General features: G+C 58.1%; 14 protein-coding genes. 10 read left to right on the top strand and 4 right to left on the bottom strand.

The window, feature by feature from the left end; all coding sequences use genetic code 11:
* Window positions 1–13: 13 nt before the first annotated feature.
* Complete coding sequence (locus ACWKXT_RS13815; RefSeq protein ID WP_454528162.1) at window positions 14–1,339, bottom strand: PTS sugar transporter subunit IIC; 1,326 nt, start codon at window positions 1,337–1,339, stop codon at window positions 14–16.
* An 11-nt stretch (window positions 1,340–1,350) separates the two neighbouring features.
* Window positions 1,351–1,665, bottom strand: a complete 315-nt coding sequence (locus ACWKXT_RS13810) for a PTS sugar transporter subunit IIB (RefSeq protein ID WP_014830072.1) — start codon at window positions 1,663–1,665, stop codon at window positions 1,351–1,353.
* Window positions 1,666–1,958: 293 nt separating this feature from the next.
* On the opposite strand from ACWKXT_RS13810, the gene ACWKXT_RS13805 reads away from it, so the two are divergent.
* On the top strand, window positions 1,959–2,909 hold the full coding sequence (locus ACWKXT_RS13805) for a LacI family DNA-binding transcriptional regulator (protein WP_454528163.1): 951 nt from the start codon (window positions 1,959–1,961) through the stop codon (window positions 2,907–2,909).
* A 45-nt stretch (window positions 2,910–2,954) separates the two neighbouring features.
* Here the strand turns inward: ACWKXT_RS13805 and ACWKXT_RS13800 are convergent, their stop codons facing one another.
* Window positions 2,955–3,251, bottom strand: coding sequence for a YicS family protein (locus ACWKXT_RS13800; protein ID WP_454528164.1), 297 nt, complete (start codon window positions 3,249–3,251; stop codon window positions 2,955–2,957).
* A 140-nt stretch (window positions 3,252–3,391) separates the two neighbouring features.
* Here ACWKXT_RS13800 and ACWKXT_RS13795 point away from each other — a divergent pair, with 140 nt between their 5' ends.
* From ACWKXT_RS13795 to ACWKXT_RS13755, 9 genes are all read left to right on the top strand, one after another.
* The gene (locus ACWKXT_RS13795) at window positions 3,392–3,811 is read left to right on the top strand and encodes a GNAT family N-acetyltransferase (protein WP_454532658.1); all 420 of its coding nucleotides are present in this window, start codon (window positions 3,392–3,394) and stop codon (window positions 3,809–3,811) included.
* A 129-nt stretch (window positions 3,812–3,940) separates the two neighbouring features.
* Entirely contained in the window at window positions 3,941–4,201 is a 261-nt protein-coding gene (locus ACWKXT_RS13790) for an antitoxin (RefSeq protein ID WP_039260382.1), read from the top strand.
* A gap of 3 nt (window positions 4,202–4,204) precedes the next feature.
* On the top strand, window positions 4,205–4,603 hold the full coding sequence (locus tag ACWKXT_RS13785; protein WP_259386844.1) for a type II toxin-antitoxin system VapC family toxin: 399 nt from the start codon (window positions 4,205–4,207) through the stop codon (window positions 4,601–4,603).
* A 139-nt stretch (window positions 4,604–4,742) separates the two neighbouring features.
* The gene (nlpA, locus tag ACWKXT_RS13780; protein WP_454532657.1) at window positions 4,743–5,543 is read left to right on the top strand and encodes a lipoprotein NlpA; all 801 of its coding nucleotides are present in this window, start codon (window positions 4,743–4,745) and stop codon (window positions 5,541–5,543) included.
* Between the two features lie 122 nt (window positions 5,544–5,665).
* Window positions 5,666–6,445, top strand: a complete 780-nt coding sequence (locus ACWKXT_RS13775; RefSeq protein WP_454528168.1) for an MBL fold metallo-hydrolase — start codon at window positions 5,666–5,668, stop codon at window positions 6,443–6,445.
* A gap of 26 nt (window positions 6,446–6,471) precedes the next feature.
* Entirely contained in the window at window positions 6,472–7,425 is a 954-nt protein-coding gene (locus ACWKXT_RS13770) for a GlxA family transcriptional regulator (protein ID WP_454528169.1), read from the top strand.
* A 236-nt stretch (window positions 7,426–7,661) separates the two neighbouring features.
* Complete coding sequence (locus tag ACWKXT_RS13765; protein WP_454532656.1) at window positions 7,662–9,302, top strand: ShlB/FhaC/HecB family hemolysin secretion/activation protein; 1,641 nt, start codon at window positions 7,662–7,664, stop codon at window positions 9,300–9,302.
* A gap of 14 nt (window positions 9,303–9,316) precedes the next feature.
* Entirely contained in the window at window positions 9,317–21,358 is a 12,042-nt protein-coding gene (locus tag ACWKXT_RS13760) for a hemagglutinin repeat-containing protein (RefSeq protein WP_454532655.1), read from the top strand.
* Window positions 21,359–21,369: 11 nt separating this feature from the next.
* A complete protein-coding gene (locus ACWKXT_RS13755; protein ID WP_447783231.1) occupies window positions 21,370–21,690 on the top strand; it encodes a hypothetical protein in 321 nt (106 codons plus the stop codon).
* 413 nt (window positions 21,691–22,103) lie between these two features.
* Here the strand turns inward: ACWKXT_RS13755 and ACWKXT_RS13750 are convergent, their stop codons facing one another.
* On the bottom strand, window positions 22,104–23,192 hold the full coding sequence (locus tag ACWKXT_RS13750; protein ID WP_454532654.1) for an AAA family ATPase: 1,089 nt from the start codon (window positions 23,190–23,192) through the stop codon (window positions 22,104–22,106).
* Window positions 23,193–23,294: the final 102 nt, after the last annotated feature.

Below are 23,294 nucleotides of genomic sequence, written 5' to 3'. Positions count from 1 at the left end.
CTTCCTCTTTGACTTAATTACTGACTGTTTCAGCGGTGCCGACGGTTGCCTGGGCTTTCTGCTCTTCGTTTTTGATGAGCGTACGCTCATAGGCGCGCAGGAACGGCAGGTACATCAGGGCGGACATCACCATGCAGACCAGGCACATCACCACCGGGCTCAGCGCCCAGTTCGCCGCCCACGAGGCACCAATCGGCGCAGGCGTGGTCCATGGAGTCAACGACACAACCTGTGCCAGCCAGCCGAGTTTGGTTGCACCGTACGCCAGGCAGGCGTTAACCAGCGGAACGAACACGAACGGGATAAACAGCATCGGGTTCATGATGATCGGCGCGCCGAACAGAATCGGTTCGTTGATGTTGAAGAAGCTCGGCACCACGCCCATTTTGCCGATGGTGCGCAGGTGGGTAACGCGGCTGCGCAGCAGCAGGAACGCCAGCGGTAGCGTGGAGCCTACGCCGCCAATCAGCAGGTAGTGATCCCAGAAGCCCTGCAGGTAAACGTGCGGCAGCGCCGCGCCTGCCGCCAGCGCCGCCTGGTTTGCGGAGAGGTTCGCCATCCAGAACGGGTTCATGATGCCGGTGACAATCAGCGACCCGTGGATACCGGCGAACCAGAAGATCTGGCATAGCAGCACGGAGAGCAGAATGGCGGGCAGGGAGTCAGACGCGGACACCAGCGGCTCCAGCAGGTGCATAATCGCCTGCGGGATGATCATCCCGGTCTGCGCTTCAATGAACAGGTTCAGCGGGTGCAGCGTACCGATCACCACCATCACCGGGATCAGGATCTCAAACGAACGCGCCACGCCGGTCGGCACTTCTTTCGGCAGGCGGATGGTTACGTTGTTCTGCTTCAGCCACGCATAGACGCGGGTGGAGTAAATGGCGGTGATCAGCGCAGTGAAGATGCCCTGGCCGGAGAGATACTGGGTCGAGATTTTGCCATCGGCATACGGCGCAGCGACCAGCAGGAAGGCCATAAAGGCCAGCAGGCCGGACATTACCGGGTCGAGGTTAAACTGACGCCCCAGGCTCGCCCCAATCCCCACCGAGATGAAGAAGGTCATGACGCCCATGCTGAGGTTAAACGGCAGCATCAGCTGTTCGCGGTAGGTCTGGGAGAAATCCAGCCAGCCGCGGGCGAAGCTGTTGGTGGTATCCGCCGAGAACGGCGGGAAGATGAACACCAGCATAAACGAGCCGATGATCATAAACGGCAGCGCGGCGGTAAAGCCGTCGCGGATGGCAATCACATACTTTTGCTGGCCCAGCCTGGCGGCCAGCGGGGTAATTGACTGCTCAATCACCGCGACCATGGATTGATATAACGAACTCATGTGAACACCTTTTAGTGTGCCGCTTCGATGAGCGACAGAGCATAGTCCAGTACTTTATCGCCACGCTGCATGCCGTAGTCCATCATGTCGATGGGCTGCACCGGAATGCCTTTCGTAGCCGCCTTGTCTGAGAGTGTCTGTAACATGTATTTCACTTGCGGTCCGAGAAGTACCACCTGGTATTGCGGAAACTGCGTATCAAATTCGGAAACACCGTACGCATCTATCTTCACCGGCAAACCACGTTCTTTCGCGACATCGACCATTTTGCTGACCAGCAGGCTGGTGGACATCCCGGCAGAGCAGCACAGCATAATCTTGAACATCGACAACCATCCTCTAAATGTAAAAAGTTATTGCGAGGATGATTGGACATGATACGGAAACCGGTTTCCATTCATAAAAGACAGAAGTGTGACAACCATCAAGATCCCTTACTTATGAGGCTAATTAACCGGATGTGGGTCACATAATTTGGCTGTTTTTACGTCATTTTGAGTGGAAACGGAAAATCGGTTTCCATGGAAAACGGAAACGGATATACTCCGTTCTGGCTATAATATGAGCCGAAGCGGTGATGGAATTTGCAGGCATGAAGTCAGCCTGCCAGGGGAAAGAGATGTCGACAATCAATGATGTATCACGTCTTGCCGGGGTGTCTAAAGCCACGGTATCGCGAGTGTTGAGTGGGTCACGTGGCGTGAAGGAAGCCAGCCGTCAGGCCGTTCTGAAGGCAGTGGATGAACTGAACTATCGTCCCAACGTGATTGCACAGTCGCTGCTCAGTCAGTCGACGGGCTGCATTGGGGTGATTTGCGCGCAGGAAAATATTAACCAGACCACCGGTTACCTGTACGCGCTGGAAAAACAGCTCAGCCAGCATCAAAAACACCTGCTGCTGCGCTTCGCGCACAGCAAAGCGGAAGTGATGCACGCTCTCGAAGAACTCTCCTGCGGCTTGTGTGACGACATCCTGGTGATTGGCGCGCGTTTCCCGCTGGACGTGGACATGGACAACGTGATTCTGGTCGACTGTATGGAAGCCGATAACGCCAACAGCATTCAGTTCGATCACGCGTTCGCGGCTGAAACGGCCTGTAACTATCTCACCAGCCAGGGGCGTCGCCAGATAGCGCTGATCCACCCGCACGGCAGCGGGTTTGCCGACCAGGTACTGCTCGGCTACAAGCACGCGCTGGAGAAAAACTTCCTGCCCTTTAATCGCAACCTTGTCTTTATGGACGCCACCTCCTCGTCCGTTGCGCTGCAGGAGCTGCTTAACAACGCCAGCACCCTGAATTTCAACGCACTTCTTGTGGCGGACGAGCAGGAAGCCCAGCGGGTGATCCCGCAGCTGCAGGCGTTTAATAAATCGGTACCGGAAGACATCATGGTTTTCAGCCTCGGCGGATCGCTGCATCTGCCGGGCATTCCGGTGATCCCGGCCATCGAGTATTCCATGGACGCCATGGCGGCGCGCATTGTGAGCTGGCTGACGGAGAAAACGCAGATGCTCGGGTCCTACGTTCTGCGCGGGGATTTGATTATTCCGGATGTGCGGAAGCGTTAAGCATGTTTTGTTTGCCGGGTTAGCGCAGCGCCACCCGGCGAGAACTCAATAATCCTCCATACAATCCACCTGACTTACTGCATCCCAGTAGGCGTCCGGGTTGTCACGCTTCACGGCGGTAACGGCGTTTTTGATCAGCAGCTGGTTGGCCTCCGACGACAAAATCATCGCCTGCCAGGCCTTATCGCTCTGTTTTTTCTGTGGCGTACAGGCTTTCTTAATATCTTTAAGGACCTGCTGTTTTATTTGCGCCTCTTTCGCCGGGTCGTCCTTTTCCTGTGCATGGACAAATGCGGCGAAGAGCAGACAAACCAGCAGGCAGACCAGGTGCGCAGCTTTCATCAACAACCCCCTGTAGAAGTCACATGCTTCCCATGAAATATATCGTTACATTCAGTGTCGCGACGCCAGCCGAAAGTATGAATTTTCTCCAGGGTGTGGGTATGCGATAGTGAAACGGCAGAAAAAATAAGGAGAAAAATATGCATCTGAGCATTACTGATAACGTCACGACGCAGGAGAAAGAGGAGTTACTGACAGGACTGAGGGCTTTTAACGGGCAGTTTCTCGATCTGACAAACTTTAGCGGCGATATTGGCGTTTACGTGAGGGACGATAAAGGCGTCATGCTCGGCGGGCTAATCGGGGTGCGAAAAGGCGACTGGCTGAATATCGACTATCTCTGGGTAAGCGACACCGTGCGGGGTACCGGCGTGGGTAGCCAGCTCATCAGAACGGCCGAAGAGGAAGCCAGACGCAAAGGCTGCAAGCACGCGCTGGTGGATACCGTCAGCTTCCAGGCGCGTCCGTTCTATGAAAAACAGGGGTACCAGCTGCAGATGTCTTTGCAGGATTATCCTTATCCGGGCATGCAGCGGCATTATCTGGCGAAAGCGCTTTAAGTCCGCTGCGGTGATTATGGATTCTGCTATTTATTGCGAGTCGCTTTCCTAATTTGAAGCGTGCTGCTTGTCTTCTTTTCAGGCCCTGGCGCATGCTTTGACCTGGTCAAGTAAACCATGGAGATGGCAATGGAACGCACAGCAAAACTCTTCAAAAAGGGGCGGAATCAGGCCGTGATGCTGCCTGCTGAATTCGCGTTTGATACGGAAAGCGTCTACATCCGGCGGGATGAGGAGGGGAATGTCGTTTTGACAGCGAGATCGGAGAAAGAGCGGCATAGAGATAACTTCTTACGTTTATTGAAGCAGACCCATGTTCCTGATTCATTTCTGAGCAAAGAGGAACGTAATCAGAGCTATACAACAAGAGATCCATTTGAAGGGCTCTAGAATATGCTGCATATGTTGGATACAAACATGGTTAGCCATCTCGTTAGACAACATCCTGGGGTGTTGGAACAATATTCTCGCACCCCAACCGAAAAAATGTGTATTTCAAGCGTAACGGAGGCTGAATTGCTTTATGGGATAGCCAAAAAGCAAAACGACACATTACAAAAAACCATACTGGAATTTCTTAAAACCATCACGATTTGCGACTGGGACAGTGACGCCGCCGCAACGTACGGTGAACTCCGTGCTGCAATGGAGAAAAAAGGGAAAGTGATGGGCGATCTCGATCAGCTGATCGCTGCACATGCTATCAGTCGGGGGACAACGATTGTCACTAACGATCGTGCATTCAGAATGGTGCAGGAGCTTGCCGTCGAGGACTGGACGACAACGTTGTGATCCCTGATGCCCGGTGGCGCAGCGCCACCCGGCAATACCCGCATATAACTTATCCTTCTTATTGATTCTTTTTCGTTTTTTATTTCACCGCCTCGTTGTCGATATAGTCACTACAACATTCAGCAAAAGGAACTGTCTCGTGAAACGTCGATTGGGTGCTCTGATACTCGCTGGCCTGCTGCTGGCAGGGTGCGATCAAAGTGGCAGCGATGCCAAACACATTAAAGTGGGCGTCATCAACGGCGCTGAACAGGACGTGGCGGAAGTCGCCAAAAAGGTGGCAAAAGAGAAATATGGCCTGGACGTGGAACTGGTCGGCTTCAGCGGCTCGCTGTTGCCCAACGATGCCACAAATCAGGGAGAGCTGGATGCCAACGTCTTCCAGCATCGCCCGTTCCTCGCAGAAGATAACAAGGCGCATGGCTACAAGCTGGTGGCTGTGGCGAACACTTTTGTTTTCCCGATGGCCGGCTATTCCCGCAAAATCAAATCCGTGTCTGACCTGAAGGACGGGGCGACCATTGCCATTCCAAACGACCCGACCAACCTTGGCCGCGCGCTGTTGCTGCTGCAAAAAGAGAAGCTCATTACCCTGAAGCCGGACACCGGCCTGCTGCCGACGGCGCTGGATATCACCGCCAACCCAAAACAGCTGAAAATCATGGAACTGGAAGGGGCACAGCTGCCGCGCGTGCTGGACGATCCGAAAGTGGATGTCGCCATCATCAGCACCACCTATATTCAGCAAACCGGGCTGTCGCCGGTGCATGACAGCGTCTTTATTGAAGATAAAAATTCGCCGTACGTGAACATCGTGGTGACGCGGGAAGACAACAAAGACGCGGAGAACGTGAAGGCGTTTATCCAGTCCTATCAATCACCGGAAGTGGCGAAAACGGCGGAGACGATCTTTAACGGCGGGGCGGTGCCGGGGTGGTAAAGGCACCGGCAGAAAATGCGGTGATGAAATTGGCCCGATTCCATCAGTAATCGCCCTTTAACCCACAGCGTTACGCGCGGCGGCTGGCTATCCTCCTTATCACACCAACCGGAGGATAGCCCATGAACATTACCCAAATTCGCAACGCCACCCTGCTGATTACCTACGCCGGAAAACGCCTTTTAATCGACCCGATGCTGGCCCCGAAAGGCGCTTATCCGGGCTTTCCCGGCACGGCGCATGCCGATATCCGCAACCCGACGGTCGAACTCCCCGTTGACGTCAACACGCTGCTGGACGCCGACGCGGTGATCGTCACCCATACCCATGACGATCACTGGGATCGCACCGCGGCAGAGCTGATCGCCAAAGACAAACCGATCTACGTACAAAACGATCGTGACGCCGCGCTGCTGCGCAGCCAGGGGTTTAACAACCTGACGGTCATGACCGATGCGACCACCTTCGGCGATATCCAGATTACCAAAACGGACGGCGGCCAGCACGGTACCGACCGCGCTTACGCCGTGCCGGAGCTGGCGGAGCGGCTGGGCGAGGCCTGTGGCGTGGTGCTGCGTCATCCTGAAGAGAAGACGCTTTATCTTGCGGGGGATACCATCTGGCGCGAAGAGGTGGCAGCCGATCTGCAAAAGCACCAGCCGGATGTGGTGGTGCTGAACGCGGGCTATGCCCATGTCATCGGCTTTGGGCCGATTATTATGGGGCAGGAGGACGTGCTCAACGTTCATTTCCTGCTGCCGCAGGCCAGCATTGTGGCGAGCCATATGGAGGCGATTAACCACTGCCTGTTGACCCGTAGCGCGCTGCGTGAGTATGTTGAAGCCAACCAGGTGAGCGATGTGGTGAGCATTCCCCAGGATGGCGAAACCGTTATATTCTGAGTGTGTTTACGGGAAAGGAGAGACAGATGTCGCTAATCAACGTCGCGATTGTCGCGGTAGACGGGTTCAGCCCGTTCCACTACTCCGTTCCCTGCATTCTGTTTGGCGATTCGGTCTCCGGCGAAAAGCGCTTTAACGTGACGATCTGCGCCGAAACGCCGGGGTTCCTCACCTCAAAAGACGGGTTCGCCCTCAACGCCACGCAGGACTACACCGCCATCGGGCAGGCCGATATTGTCGTCGTTCCCTACTGGCAGCACGTCCTTGAACGGCCGCCTCAGTCGCTGCTCGACAGCCTGGTACAGGCGAGAGACAACGGCGCAGAAATTGTCGGGCTATGTCTGGGGTCGTTTGTGCTGGCTTATGCGGGCATCCTCGACGGTAAACGGGCCGCCACTCACTGGGAGTTTGAACACCAGTTTCAATCGCTCTTTCCGAACGTCCAGCTGGATATCAATGCCCTCTACGTGGATGACGGCAATATCATCACTTCTGCCGGAACCGCGGCCGCGCTGGACTGCTGCCTGTATATCATTCGCCAGCGCTTTGGCAGCGTGGTCGCCAACCAGATTGCCCGTCGGATGATTGTACCGCCCCACCGCGAGGGCGGGCAGGCGCAGTTCATCGCCCAGCCGGTACCTAAAGATACCCGTGACGGACGCATTAACTGTCTGATCGACTATCTGCAGCAGCACATCACCGAACCGCATAGCCTGGACTCGCTGGCAGAGGTGGTTTCGATGAGCCGCCGCACGCTGACCCGTCATTTTATTAAAGCCACGGGGATGAGCGTCGCCGACTGGCTTACCGCCGAGCGCCTGCGGCGCAGCCAGATTTTACTTGAAGCCGGAAATATGCCCGTTGAGAGCGTGGCGGAGCTGGTAGGATTTAATTCCGCCGTCACCTGGCGACAGCAGTTTAAGGCGCGCTTTGGGGTCAGTCCGGCGGAGTGGCGAAAAACGTTTCGTCTGCATATTTAATGTATTACAGCTAACTTAAGATTTAAGGGATAGTTAAATATTTCTGATTTTTGTTAAGCGACTTATTACGTTTCTAAAATAATCTTTTTTAAGATGCCATAACTTAAATTAGATATACTCGCCTTAAGAATGCTCTTATATTGTACAAATTATAATTGCGTCTTAATTTTGTGGCATGGATGAACACGTCTAAAATAAAAAACAAAATAATTTCATTTAGAAATTATGCTACTGCTATGTTCCTGGGGGCGCTATTTTCAGCGAGCGCTCACGCTGCGCCGCTATCGCCAGCCGATCGCGATGCCATTCAGCAGCAACAGCAACAGCTTTTACTCCAAAACCAGCAACAGCGTGAAGAGCTGGAGCGGAGTATTCCCCTGCCTGCACCCGCCAGACCACGGCCTGTTACCGGCTCCGGGCCTTGTTTCACCATTAACAGCATTACGCTTTCCGGCGCGACCTTAATCTCCCCAAAAACCCAGCATAGCCTTGTTGCGCCGTGGCAGGGCCAGTGTCTGGATATGGCGAAAATAACGGAACTTCTCGCCCATATTTCTGACTGGTATATCAGCCGGGGATATATTACCAGCCGCGCTTTTCTCACCGAGCAGGATCTCTCCGGCGGTCAGCTGAATATTGTTGTGCTGGAAGGGCGGCTGGAAGCGATCCGTCTGGAAGGCGAAACGCCGCGAATGCTGAAAATGGCGTTTCCGGGACGCGTGGGGCGTATCCTTAATTTACGTGACATCGAACAAGGCATGGAGCAAATAAACCGTTTGCGCACCGAGCCGGTTCAGATTGAAATTCTGCCGGGGACGCAGGCCGGATATTCGATTGTTAATCTCACGGCAAAACCGGAATTTCCCTTAAGTGCATCCGTAAGCCTGGATAATAGCGGCCAGAAGAGCACCGGTGAAGACCAGCTGAATGGCGTGCTCACCGCGAATAATATGCTGGGGCTGGCGGATAAATGGTTTGTCAGCGGCGGGCGCAGCAGTGATTTTGCCAGCGCGTACGATGCGCAGAATTTCCAGGCGGGCGTCAGCGTGCCGTTTGGCTATGGCTTGCTGGACTACAGCTACGCCTGGAGTAACTACCGCACCACCATCAATAACCAGGGGTTCAACTGGCTCTCTACAGGCGATACAAAAACCCACCGCGTCAACGCGTCGTGGGTGGTTTTCCGTAACGGGGATGTGAAAACCGGCATTGCGGCAGGCGTGGTTCAGCGCTCCAGCCGCAACTGGCTGAACGACGCGCCGCTTCAGAGCAGCACGCGTAACCTCTCCAGCTTGGTCCTGGGGATTACGCACACGCAAAAAATGCTGGGCGGCGTGGCGACCTTCAACCCGACCTGGAGCCACGGCATGCCGTGGTTCAATGCCGAAACCGATGAAAATAAATCCGGGGATATGCCGCGCGCAGAGTTCCGTAAATGGAGCCTGAACGCCAGTTTCCAGCGTCCTGTCGCCCGTAACGCGTGGTGGCTGACCAGCGCCTACGGCCAGTGGTCGCCTGACCGGCTGTACGGCGCCGAGCGGCTGACGCTCGGCGGCGAAAGCTCTGTGCGCGGTTTTAAAGAACAGTACCTGTCCGGGGATAACGGCGGCTACTGGCGTAACGAGCTGGGTTACTCCCTCTTCACCCTCCCGGTGATTGGCGCGGTGAGCGCCACGGTCGCCGTTGACGGCGGCTGGCTGGAAAAAGATCGCCAGGACCGCTTTGCCTCCGGCACGTTGTGGGGAGGCTCGGTGGGGCTGAGCAGCGCAGGGCGCTGGTACAGCAGCCAGATTTCGGTCGGTACGCCGTTGCACTACCCCGACTGGCTCGGCCCGGATCATGTGAGCGTTAACTGGCGCATTGCCTTCACGCTTTAAGAGACTCTACGACTATGGATACCCGTCACCCACCCGTTCGTTTCTCGCAGCGTCTGATCAGCTGGATTGTCTGCGGCCTGATGATCTGGCAGCCGATGGCGCCTGCCGTCGCGGCGACGCTTACGCCGACCGGGCAGACCACGGTGGATCAGGCGGGGAACGGGGTTCCGGTCGTCAATATCGCCACGCCGAACGGGGCGGGCATTTCGCATAACCAGTTCGGTGAGTATAACGTCGGCAAAGAGGGGCTTATCCTCAATAACGGCACGGACCGTTTAACCCAGACCCAGCTGGGCGGGCTTATCCAGAACAACCCCAACCTGCAGGCCGGGCGGGAAGCGAAAGGCATCATCAACGAAGTCACGGGCGCCAGCCGCTCGCAGCTGCAGGGCTACACGGAAGTTGCCGGTAAGGCGGCAAACGTCATGGTGGCCAACCCGTACGGGATCACCTGTAACGGTTGCGGATTTATCAACATCCCCAACGCCACGCTGACCACGGGTAAACCGCAGTTTGACGCTAACGGTAACCTGCTGGCGCTGGATGTAACGAAAGGCGCCATTACGGTTGAAGGTCAGGGGCTGGATGCCAGCAAGAGCGACGCGCTGTCGATTATTGCGCGCGCAACGGAAGTGAACGCCGCGATCCACGCGAACGACCTGACGGTGACGGCAGGGGCGAACCGCGTGGGCGCAGACGGCAGCGTTAAGCCGATTATCGGTGAGGGCGCCGCGCCCGTGGTGGCGGTGGATACCGGCGCGCTCGGCGGGATGTATGCCAACCGTATCCGCCTGGTCTCCAGCGAGACGGGCGTGGGGGTGAACCTCGGCAACCTGAATGCGCGCCAGGGCGATATTCAGCTTGATGCGGGCGGGAAACTGACGGTCACGAACACCCTGGCCAGCGGCTCGATTAGCGCGAATGGCGCGGGGGTGGCCCTCAGCGGCAGCCATCAGGCCGGTGGCGCGCTGAATGTGGCCAGCTCGCAGGATGTGGCACTCAATAACAGCACGCTCGCCAGCAGCGGCGAGATGCGCCTTTCTGGTGAGGGGAAAGTGCAGATCGCGGGCGGCAGTGTGACCAGTAAAGGTGCGTTCAGCGTGGCGGCCGGAAAGGATATCGCGCTGACCCATACCCGCAGTGGAAGCGATACCCGCACGACGCTGACCAGCGGCGGCACGCTGTCAGCCACGGGCAGTGCGATCTCGGCAGGGGAGAACCTGGCGCTGAGCGGCGGACAGCTGGTGCTGGACGGCCAGAGCCGGGCCGATGCCACGGATGATATCCGCCTGACGGGCAGCACTGTCAGTAACCAGGGACAGGTGAATGCGGGGCGCGACCTTATGCTCTCCGGCGACAGGGTGTCAAACGGCGGGCAGCTGGCGGCGAAAGGCCATCTGGATGTGAACGCCGGAGACCTGACGAACGGCGGCACGGCGCAGGGTAACGACGTCACCCTGAAGGGGCAGACGGTGACCAACAACGGCACCCTGCAGAGCGGCGGCAACCTGGCGTTTAGCGCGGGAACCCTGGAGCAACAGGGCACGCTGAGTGCGAAAGGCGATGCGAACGTTACGGCGCAGCAGACCCTGCGTAACCGTGGCAGCCTGCTGGCTGACGGCGCGATGAACGTGACCGCAGGCACCCTTGAACAGAACGGCACCCTGTCCGGCGCGACGGCGCTGACGGCGCAGGCCGATACCCTGACCAGCGGTCAGGCATCCCGTACCACCAGCCAGGGCGATGTCCAGCTTACCGCGACCCGCAGCGCCAGCCTCAACGGGCAGACGGACGCGGCGGGGGCATTAACCGTTTCCACCAGCGATCTGACCACCGGCCTGGATGCCCACCTGCAGAGCGGGCAGGCGCTCACGCTGCAGGCGCAGAATGCCGCGCTGAACGGCACCCAGGCGGCGAAAGGCGCCCTGTCGGTGACGGCGGGCACGATTGCGCACGCCGGGAAATCTACCGGTGACACGCTGAGCTTTAACGCGACCGGCGACCTGACCAGCGGCGGGGAGCTTACCGCCAGCGCCATCACGATCGGCGGACAGAACATCCTCCAGTCCGGCGTCGCAAAAGCGGACCGCATGACCCTGACGGCCTCCGGGCGCATTACCAGCAGCGGCTCTCTGGTTGCCGGTACGCTGGCGCTGGACGCTGCCTCGGTGGAGAACGGCGGGCTGCTGCAGGGAACCACCCTGTTCAATCTGAAAACCGGATCGCTTGCGAATCTGACCGGGGGCTCGGTCTACAGCGCGCAGGATTTAACGCTGAACATACCTGTTCTGGCTAACAGCGGGCTTATCACCACCGACGGCACGCTGCGCGTTAAAGGCGATGCGCTGACAAACCAGGGTGAAATCAACGGCGTCAATCTGAGCAGCGATTACCTCATCCTGACCAACAGCGGAGGCCTGCTGGCGGACGAGCAGGTCACGCTGAACGGCACCACGCTTGTTAACGCGGGCAATATTGCGGCCAGCGACCTGCACGTGACGGCGAACAGCCTGCAAAACCAGGGCACCGTTCAGGGGGAAGATACCCTGACGCTCAGCGTAGCAGACATCACTAACCGCGGCGCGCTGCGCAGCAGCGGAACGCTGACGCTTAACGGCGACGCGCTTGCCAACAGCGGCGAGCTCAGCGCCACCGCGCTGCTGCTGAACCTGACCCGCCAGGCCAGCAACGATGCCGACGGGCGGGTGATTGCCCGGGACGGCCTGACCCTGACCGCCGCCAGCCTGACGAACAACGGGCTGATGGCCGGTACCGACGCCCGGTTCAACAGCGCGTCGGTCATCAACGGCGGCACGTTGCAGGGAACTCATTCCCTGACGGCGACGGGGGCGCAGCTTAGCAACCAGCAGTCGGGCATGCTGCTCTCCGGCGGCGCGCTCGATCTGCACCACGCCACCCTGAACAACGCCGGGCTGCTGCAGGGCAAAACGCTAAACCTGGCCACCGGCGAGTGGATTAACACTGGTAACGCGCTCGGGGAAGCGGGCGTGACGGCGGCGGTGAAGGGCGCACTGACCAACAGCGGTAAGGTGCTCAGCCAGCAGGCGCTCGACGTTCAGGCCGGCAATACCGATAACCGGGGCCAACTGCTGGCGAAAGTGCTGACCCTGCGGGGCGACCTGCAGAACAGCGGCCTGCTTCAGGGCAGCAGCGCGCTGGCCTGGTCCGGCGACACCTTCACGAACCAGACTCAGGGGCAGGTGGCGGGCGGTGAGACCCTGACCCTGAGCGGACAAACCCTCAGCAACGCGGGCAGCCTGCAGGGGCGCAGCGCGAAGCTTGGCGCAGAGAACCTGAGCAACCAGGGCAGCGTTCAGACGCTGGACGCCCTGACGCTTGCCGCAACCGGCAGGCTGGACAACAAAGGGGCTCTGCTCAGCCAGAACCTGTTTACGCTGACGGCGGCGCAGCTGTTTAACGACGGTCAGCTGGCCGGGAAAGCGCTGGCGGTGAACGCCGCGCAGCTGACCAACTCCGGCATTCTGCAGGGTAACGACGCGCTGTCGCTGACCACCCGCGCGCTAAGTAACAGGAATACCGGACAGCTGGTGAGCGGCAGAGACCTGGATTTAAACCTCGATACGCTTGATAACGCCGGTCTGCTGCTGGTGGACGGCGGGTTCACCCTCCGGGGAAGTGGCCTGACTAACCAGGGTGATATTCAGGCGCAGAGCCTGGATCTTAGCCTGAGCAACACCCTGACCAGTACAGGGAACCTCGTTGCCACTGACGATGCCGCGCTTAACGCGACGACGTTGACCAACAGCGGCACGGTGGCGGGCAAAACGCTGACCGCAGGCGCGGCGGAGTTGCGCAACAGCGGCCTGATGCAGGGCAGCAACGCTGTTAACGCCACCGCCGATCGCTTTATCAACGAGCTGAACGGCAAATGGCTCTCCGGCGGCGGCTTCACGCTGAAGGGCGGACAGCTGACGAACGCTGGTACGCTGCAGGGCGCGACGCTGGGCATGACGGGCAGCTCCCTCACCAACAGCGGCACGGTGAACGGGCAGACGGGGCTCGGCGGCACGCTCAGCGGGGCGTTAACGAATACCGGGCTGCTGCAGAGCGGCGGCGCAACCACCTTCACTGCGGACACCCTGGCGAACCCGGGGCGCATCATGGGCGGCACGCTGTCTCTCAACGCCCGCGATCTCAACAACGGCGGGCTGATGCAGGGAACGAACGGCCTGGCGCTCACCGGCACCACGCTGACCACGGGCACGAATTCGCGCACGCTTTCCGGCGGCATGCTGACGCTGGACGCAGGCCAGCTGACCACCCAGGGCACGCTGCAGGGGAACGGCGCAGAGATCAGCGCTACCGACTGGTCGCACGGCGGGTCACTGCTCAGCCAGGGGACGCTGACGGCAAACGCAGGCGGCACGCTGACCTCAACCGGCTCGCTGATGAGCCAGGGCGGGGCGGATATCACCGCACAGACGCTGGATAACCGCGGGCAGCTCCTCAGCGAGGGCGATGTGACGCTCGGCGGCAGCACCCTTACAAACAGCGGCACCGTGCAGGGGAACACCCTCGCGCTGCGTCAGGGCAGCATTAACAACCAGAGCACCCTGACCGGCCTGCAGAGCCTGACCGTTCAGGGGCAGCAGCGGCTGATGGCGCGCATGGCGATGGCCGCGCCGCAACAGAAACTTATTAACGGCGCAGGCGGCAAGCTGCTCACCCAGGGCACCCTGACGATAACGTCCGGTGCGGTGACCAACGCCGGAAGCTGGCAGGCACAGAACATTCTGCTTAACGCCCAGTCGCTCACCAACAGCGGCGCGGTGCAGAGCGCCGACGCGCTGCAGATGACGCTGGCCGACACGCTCACCGGCACCGCAGGTAGCAAGATCACCGCGCTGGGCAGCGCGACGCTGCAGGCCGCCACGCTGGCAAACCAGGGGCAGTGGGCGGCGAAAAACCTGATGCTGAAAAGCGGCACGCTCAGCAACAGCGGCGCCATCAGCGGCGTGAATGGTCTGACCCTCAGCCAGACCGGCGCGGTGAGCCAGCAATCAACCGGGACCCTGCTCTCCGGCGGGGCGCTGAATGTTACGGCGGCCTCCGTCACCAGCGACGGCAAAATCCAGGGGAGCACGCTCGGCATTACCACCGGGACGCTCACCAACGGCGGACGTCTGCAGGGCGATAACGGCGCGACGCTGGCGCTCAGCGGCACGCTGACCAACAACGGCGGGGGCGAAATCGTCAGCCGCGATGGCCTGACGCTGACCACGCCCACATTATTTAACTACGGCCTGATTCAGGGCGGTGGCGAGACGCGCGTGACCGCCTCCTCGCAGGCGCGTAACGACGGCAGGCTGCTTTCCGGCGCCCGCCTGACGCTCGGTACGCCGCAGTTCACCAGCACCGGCTGGCTGCAGGCCACCGACCTTATTCTTAATGCGGCGAACGCCACTAACGGCGGTACGTGGGTGGCCGATCGCGCCACGCTGACCGGCACCACGCTTGCCAGCCAGGGCACCACCCAGGCGGGAGAGTTAACAGTTAACTACGGTCAGTTGAACAACAGCGGCACGCTGCTCGGCAACGCGCAGCTGAACATTAATGCTGACCAGGTGACCCAGAGCGCGGGCGGTAAGCTACTGAGCGGCGGCAACCTGTGGCTGCAGAGCCGGGGGCTGGACCTCACCGGCCAGCTGGTGTCCCTGGGGGATTTAACGCTGCAGCTGACGAACGCGTTTACCAGCCGGACCGCCGTGGCGGCAGGCAGAACCCTGACCATCAGCAGCAGTGGCGACATCGATAACCGCAGCGTGCTGCAGGGGCAGGCGGTGAACCTCAGCGCGGGCGGGCAGCTCAGCAACAACGGACAAATCACCACCGGCGGCGGTACCAGCACGCTCTCCGGCAGCAGCGTGGCGCTGAACGCCGCGGGCGCGGTGCAGGGCGGGGGCGACATCACCGTGGCCAGCCGGAGCAACATTACCGTCGACGGCTTCACCGGCACGCGCGGCTCGCTGACCCTCAGCGCGCCGGGTACCATCGTTAATACCGCTCTGCTGTACGCGGCGAATAACCTGGCGCTGTTTGCCGACAGCATCACCAACCAGCGCGGCGACATCATGGCGGGGAACAACCTGTGGATGCAGCGGGATGCAGCGGGGAATGCCAACAGCCAGGTGGTGAACACGTCGGGGAATATTGAGACGCAGGGTGGCGATATTGGGATTAAGACCGCCAGTTTGTTAAATCGCAGAGATGGTTTAACTGCTTCGACGACGACAAACACTGTGACTTCTACGGCGGAACCAACGCTTGTCGTTAATATTGATGATATGCCTGAAGGTAGTGTCGGCGTCTATTACGACTATCGGTATGTCCATGGCGGAGGGGGGTGTGCTGAGGGACTCTGTGAATCACATTATAAATTTTATTATGCGCCATTTAAGGATTATCTCTCCCGAAAAATTATACTTTCTGAGTCGTTAACAAGTGTAACCAGCCAGGGTGAAGCAGGCCGAATTGCATCCGGACGCGATATAACCATAATTGCTGGTTCATTGAATAATGAAGCCAGCAATGTTCTTGCTAATCGGGATATCAATCTTTCCGGAGGAAGCTTCAATAATCAATCCTGGCAGGATGGGGCAAGCACAGAGTATTTAACTTATACCTTTACGGGTAAGGTGGCTACCGACCCCGTTAGTTATATGGATCAACCATCCGGCGGTGGTGGTGTCGATGTATATATCACTCGTCCTGTCAACAATAACCTTACCTTTGCTTTGACGGGCCATAATACTGAATCTCGGGCTGGTGCAATCTATCGCGCCGTCATCCAGGCAGGTGGCAACGTCACCGCAAACTTCACCAGCAACATCAGCAACACCAATACCACAGCCAATGCAGGTGGCGTCAGCAACGTTATCTCCACGCCGTCCCTGAACACCCTCAGCAACCAGACCATCGGCAGCGGCGTTCAAAAGCAGGGGCTCAACGCTACCGGTACCGTGGCGGTGAACTCGCCGCAGTGGAACGATCAGCTCCAGGGTGCGCTGCAGCAGCTTAACGGCGGTGGCGCGCTGGAAAACAGCGGCGCGTCGGGCACCTCTCTCAGCAACATTGCCACCACGCAGAAAGGCAACGCCAATCTCGGACAGCTGGACGCACTGGCGAACGCCGGAGCCACCACCGCCGATCTCAACACCGCTCAGGGCGGGGCCGTCGGGCACTATCAGGGCCAGCGCGTCGATACCAGCGCTTACCCGCTGCCGTCGGGCAACAACGGCTATTTTGTCTTCTCCGACAACCCGAAAAGCCCGTACCTGATCAACATCAACCCGAAACTGAACGGCCTCGGGCAGCTCGATCCCGCCCTGTTTGCCGACCTGAACGCCATGCTCGGGGTCAAGCCATCGTCCACTGTCCCGCAGGAGACGCGGCTGGCGTTTACCGATGAGAAGCAGTTCCTCGGCTCGTCTTATATGCTGGGCCGCCTCAACCTGAACCCGGACTACGATTACCGTTTCCTGGGCGATGCGGCATTTGATACCCGCTATGTCTCCAACGTGGTGCTCAACCAGACCGGTAACCGCTACCTGAACGGCATCGGCTCCGATCTGGATCAGATGCGCTATCTGATGGATAACGCCGCGGCGGCGCAGCAGTCGCTGGGCCTGCAGTTTGGCGTTTCGCTGACTGCGGATCAGATTGCCGCGCTCGACCACAGCCTGCTGTGGTGGGAGAAAGCCACCGTCAACGGCGAAACGGTGATGGTGCCGAAACTCTACCTGTCGCCGAAGGACGTCACCGTCAATAACGGCAGCGTAATCGCGGGTAACAACGTCACCCTGAAGGGCGGCAGCATCACCAACAGCGGCAGCTCAATGCTGGCGAATAACAGCCTGACGCTCGACAGCCAGAACAGCATCAGCAACCTCAACAACGGCCTGATGAAAGCGGGCGGCGACCTGAACCTGAGCGCCATCGGCGATATCAATAACATCAGCTCCACCATAAGCGGCAAAACGGTCGCGCTGGAGAGCCTGGACGGCAGCATCAACAACCTGACCCAGGTTGAGCAGATTGATATCAACGCCGGAGGGAAGTACGGCAACATCAGCCTGAAAGACACGCTTCTGGGCAACACGGCGTCCATTACCGCGCAGGATGGCCTGTCGCTTGAGGCGGGGAAAAACATCACCGTGACCGGGGCGAACCTGGCCTCTGGCGGCGATATGCTGCTGAACGCGTGGGGCGATATTGCCGTCAACGCGAATCAGATCAACGACGCATACAGTTCCAGCCGGGAGAAAACCGGCCGCTCATCCGTCACGTATCAGGGAAGTAACGTCACCGCGGGCGGCAACCTGCTGGTGAATGCCGGGCACAACCTTGACGTGACCGCCAGCGACCTGAAGGCGGGCGGCAGCGCGGGGCTGAGCGCGGGCAACGATCTCAACCTGAACGCGGCACAGACGAGCGAAAGCAGCCGTAAAGGGAAAAGCGAATCCCACAGCACCGGGCTCGACCGCACCACGATTTCCGCAGGCGATAACCTGGTGCTGAAGGCCGGGCAGGATATCAACGCGCAGGCCGCCGCGCTGGCGGCGGAGAAAAACGTCGGGCTGCAGGCGGGTCGCGACGTGAATCTGGCTGCGGAAGAGACCACGCAGGGCGACAGCTACAGGTCAGGCAAGAAAACCGTTATTAACGAGTCCGTGCGTCAGCAGGGAACCGAGATCGCCAGCGGGGCGAATACGCAGATCCTCGCCGGGCGCGATGTCACCACCGAAGCTGCGCAGGTGACGGCGAAGGGCGATATCGGCGTGGCGGCAGGCCGCGACGTCAGTCTCGATACCGCAACCGAAAGCGATTATCACTACAAAGAGCAGACCAAAACCAAGAAAGGTTTCCTGAGCAAGAAAACCACCCACACCATCGAGGAGGACAGCGCGACGCGTGAATCCGGCTCATTGCTGAGCGGCGACAACGTGCAGGTGGTGGCGGGCAATAACCTGCGGGTGTCAGGCTCCGCCGTGGCGGGCGATGGCGACGTGCAGCTTAAGGCGGGCAACAACGTCGATATCGTGGCGGCCACCAACACCGACACCTCCTGGCGCTTTAAGGAAGAGAAAAAATCTGGCCTGATGGGCTCGGGCGGGATTGGTTTCACCATCGGCAGCAGTAAAAGCACGCACGATCTTCGTGAGAAGGGCACCACCCAGAGCCAGAGCTTCAGTACGGTGGGCTCGACGGGGGGTAACGTCGCGATTTCTGCCGGAAACCAGACCCACATCGGCGGGGCGGATCTTATCGCCGGGAAGGATTTAAGCCTCAGCGGCGACAGCGTCATCATCGAGCCGGGGCACGACAAGCGCACCCGGGATGAAACCTTCGAGCAGAAGAAAAGCGGGCTTACCGTGGCGCTCTCCGGCACCGTCGGTAGCGCTATTAACAATGCCGTGAGCGCGGCGCAGGAGACCAAAGAGCAAAGTGATGGCCGTCTGAAAGCCCTTCAGGCCACCAAAACGGTGCTGTCCGGCGTGCAGGCCGGGCAGGCAGCGGATATGGCGGCAACCACCGGCGACCCGAACGCAATGGGTGTGAGCCTCTCGCTGACGACCCAGAAGTCGAAATCACAGCAGCATGCTGAGAGTGATGCGGTGGCAGGCAGTACGCTGAACGCAGGCAACAATCTCGCCATCACCGCGAACGGCAAAAACAACGGCGTGAACAGCGGCGACATCGTGATTGCGGGCAGCCAGCTGAAAGCCGGGGGCGACACCACGCTGGATGCACAGAACGACATTCTGCTGTCCGGCGCGGCGAATACCCAAAAAACCAGCGGCAAGAACAGCAGCAGCGGTGGCGGCATTGGCGTGAGCATCGGTGCCGGAGGCAACGGCGCGGGTATCAGCGTGTTTGCCAACGTCAACGCCGCGCACGGCAAGGATAAAGGCAACGGTACCGACTGGACCGAAACCACAATCGACAGCGGCAAAAACGTCACCCTAAAAAGCGGGCACGACACCGTGCTTGATGGCGCTCAGGTTAACGGCAATAAAATCGTGGCGGACGTTGGTCACGATCTGCTGATGCGCAGCCAGCAGAACAACAGCGACTACGACAGCAAGCAGACCAGCGTTGCGGCGGGGGGCAGCTTCACCTTCGGCACTATGTCCGGTTCAGGCTATATCAACGCCAGCCAGGACAAGATGAAGAGCCGCTTTGATTCGGTGGCCGAACAGACCGGGCTGTATGCCGGGGACGGCGGATTCGACATCACCGTGGGGCATCACACCCAGCTTGATGGCGCGGTTATCGCCTCTACCGCCACGCCGGACAAAAACAGCCTCGATACCGGGACGCTGGGCTTCAGCGATATCCACAATGAAGCGGACTTTAAAACCTCGCACTCCGGTATCAGCCTGAGCGGCGGCGGCAGCTTCGGGGATAAATTCCAGGGCAACCTGCCGGGCGGCATGATCTCCGCTGCGGGTAATAAAGGTCATAAGGAGGGTACCACACAGGCCGCCGTGGCTGAGGGCTCCCTCACCATCCGCGACAAGGCAAACCAGAAGCAGGACGTGGCCGATCTGAGCCGCGATACCGAACATGCCAACGACAGCATCAGCCCAATCTTCGACAAGGAGAAAGAGCAGAACCGCCTGAACGCAGTCGGGATGATCAGCGACATTGGCAGCCAGGTGGCGGATATTGCCAGGACGCAGGGTGACCTGAACGGGTTGAAGGCGGCAAAGGATAAATACGGTGATATTCCGGCTAACGCGACAGAAAAAGAGCGCCAGGATTATCTGGCGAAACTGCGTGCTACGCCGGAATATAAAGAGACGCAGGAAAAATATGGTACCGGCAGCGATCTGCAGCGCGGCATCCAGGCGGCTACGGCAGCGCTGCAGGGACTGGCGGGCGGCAATATCGGCGGGGCGCTGGCGGGCGCGTCAGCGCCAGAACTGGCGTACATTATCGGTCACCGTGCAGGCATTAATGACAACACGGCGGCAAAAGCGATTGCCCATGCCATCCTCGGCGGCGTAACCGCAGCGCTTCAGGGCAACAGTGCCGCAGCGGGCGCTGCGGGGGCTGCATCCGGCGAACTGGTTGCGACAGCAATTGCCAGACAGCTCTATTCGGTCACAGACCCGTCGAAACTGACGGAAGACCAGAAGCAAACCGTGAGTACGCTGGCGTCTGTTTCAGCGGGTATGGCTGGCGGAATTGCCGGGGGAAATACGGCTGGTGCGGCGGCTGGAGCCAGTGCCGGGAAGAATACTGCGGAGAATAACTATCTTAGCGTGTCTGAAAAGACAGAGCTTGAGCTGGCGAAACAGACTCTCCAGAACAGCAAAGACCCAAAAGAGCGTGAGTTAGCGAAACAGAAATATGACGCTCTGCGCGAGAAAGACATTGCCAGTGATAAAGACGTTATTGATGCCTGCGGTAATGGTAATGCGGGTAGCTCAGCGTGTGCAGGTGCAAGACTAAAAGTCATTGCAACAAAAGAGGGATATGAAGATGGCCCTTATAACTCGAAATATAGCCAACAGTACGCTGATGCGTATGGGCAGATAGTCAATCTCCTTGATATCACCAGTGTTGATGCACAGAATCAGCAGCAGGTGAAAGATGCCATGATTAACTATTTCATGGTCACCAAAGGAGTTGATCGTCAGACCGCAGAAAGCTATACCGAAACTAAGCAGGGTCTGGAGATCATTGCAGCTTCGGTAACGCCTCTGATAGGGCAAGCTGCTTCAAATAAATTAAGCTACCTTGGTGTTGGGAAAAAGATAAACTTTGATGGTGAGTTTTACGCTGTTGAAGGCATGAAATTCAGCAAAAGCTATTATGAGAAGTTATGGTCAGAAGGCAGACCTGCTCCCTTCCTACAAGCAAGAGAAGTTTTGAATAGTAATCCGAAAGTTGAACCAGATCCGAGAGGCGCACCTGGTTACTTAAGATATGAAGGTGCAGGGCTTGAAATGATTTACAACCCGAAAACTGGACAAGTTGGTCACATTCAACCAGTTAAGATTAAATAATGGGAGACGGGATGGATAATTGGCCTGAGTTGCAACGGGATCTTGAGAAATACAGGGATGCTGTTTTATCAATAAAACGTTACATTCGGTTGTATGAAGAGCGTATCGCATCGCTAATTCATCAGATCGGCTGCTCTGATTTTGAAAGCGCTCAATCTCTTTTTGACGAACTTTTCGGTATGCAATCCGAACTTGCCACTATGTTGTATAAATATGAATACGAACCTGAGAAAAGAATTCGAGATTTAATTTATCAACTAGATCGGGATGATCTTTACTCAAGAAAGTATTGGTATGAAAAGTTTAGCGATGGTTTGACATGGCCTGAATAATCTTAATTAGCCGTCTCACCCACCAATCGATGGATGTTGTACTGCGCATCTTTCAGGGGTGTAGTTGAACTACTGTCACCCTCATTGCTGGCTTTTGAAGAGATTAGTGGGGCAAGAGATACTGTTGATTATGTGTTGTTCGTCGTTAAGAACTGTACATAATCCTTATTTGCTATGTCTGCATAGGCCACTTACCCAGAGTTATCGTTGCTAGGGGGGAGCGTGTTCGGTCTAAAAAGGCGCGTTAGGAACAACTGTCAGCAATCTTAGAAAGCTTTAGCATTAATAACTTTTAACTATCTCATTGTAATAGAAAAAATTCATTCGCTCTCAATAACTGTGCCGGATCGAGTTGTTGCTGGTAATAGCTATCTGAGCGAGATGCGGAAAAACAGTCTCCGTACTTCTGGAGACTACCCCAGCCTCTCCACCCGCGTCTCCCCCTCCACCATCGACAGCTGATACAGCGAAAACGATCTGTGCTTCTCAATCAGCTTCGCCAGCTCCGGCGAGTGGCTGGTGAGCCAGATCTGCGAGTAGCGGCTGGCCTCGGCGATTAAGCTCGCCAGCGCGGGCAGCATCTGCGGGTGCAGGCTGTTTTCCGGTTCGTTCAACGCGATAAACGCCGGTGGGCGCGGGCTTAACAGCGCTACCGCCAGGCACAGAAAGCGCAGGGTGCCGTCGGAGAACTCCGCCGGTTCCAGCGGCCTGCTCAGCCCCTCGCGCTGCATCATCATGCGAAAACGTCCGCCGGTGTTGTCGCTGTAAAACACGCAGCCGGGGAAGGCTTGGTCAAGGATGCGCATCAGCAGCAGCTCGTCGCCAATCTCGACGATGGTCTGAAACGCGGCCGCCAGGTTGGCACCGTCGCTGGCCAGCACCGGAGAGCGGAAACCGACCTGCGGGGCGCGCATTGCCGAGCCGATTGATACAGAAAACTCATGATAAAATCGCCAGTTACGCAGGGACTCGCGCATCTGCGACACTTCCGGGTAAAGATGCGGCTCGCCGAGCTGCCCGAACACCGATTCATTCTCATACAGCGTGCCGCTGTGGGTCACTTTCTCGTGATGCACGTTATTCAGAAACACCGCCTGATTCCTGCGCTTCATCAGCTGTGACGACGGTCGGCGGTGCTGGCCGCTCAGCCAGATGGACTCCTCTTTGATCACCGGGTCGAGCTGAAACTGCGAGGGATAGGGCAGCTTCTCCACAAACCCGACCTGCAGCTCGTATTCGTAGGTCTCTGTTTCCACCGCCAGATTCATCCGCCGCAGCTGGTCGCTACGGGTTTTACCTGCCCAGAACACCTTCAGAATGCCGCCCTCGTTCGCCAGCGCCTGGGAAAACAGCCCCTGGGCGGCGCTGTGCATCAGGTGTATCGCCTTGTAAATATTGGATTTACCGGTACCGTTCGGCCCGAAGACGATGTTGAGCTGCTCCAGCTCCAGCGACATATCGCGAATGGAGCGGTAGTTTTGAATGTGCAGGGTGTTGATCACAGGCAGGCCCCTTTTTGCAGAATAAGCCTGTATATAATCACAGTATTTAAGATGAAATGCAAAAAAGAGACGACAGTGAGGATGTCGTCTAAACGGGGTACT

The sequence above is a fragment of the Enterobacter sp. UPMP701 genome (genome assembly GCF_053709515.1).
The sequence above is the reverse complement of the archived record's forward strand: the minus strand, read 5'-3'. Positions and strand labels throughout refer to the sequence as shown.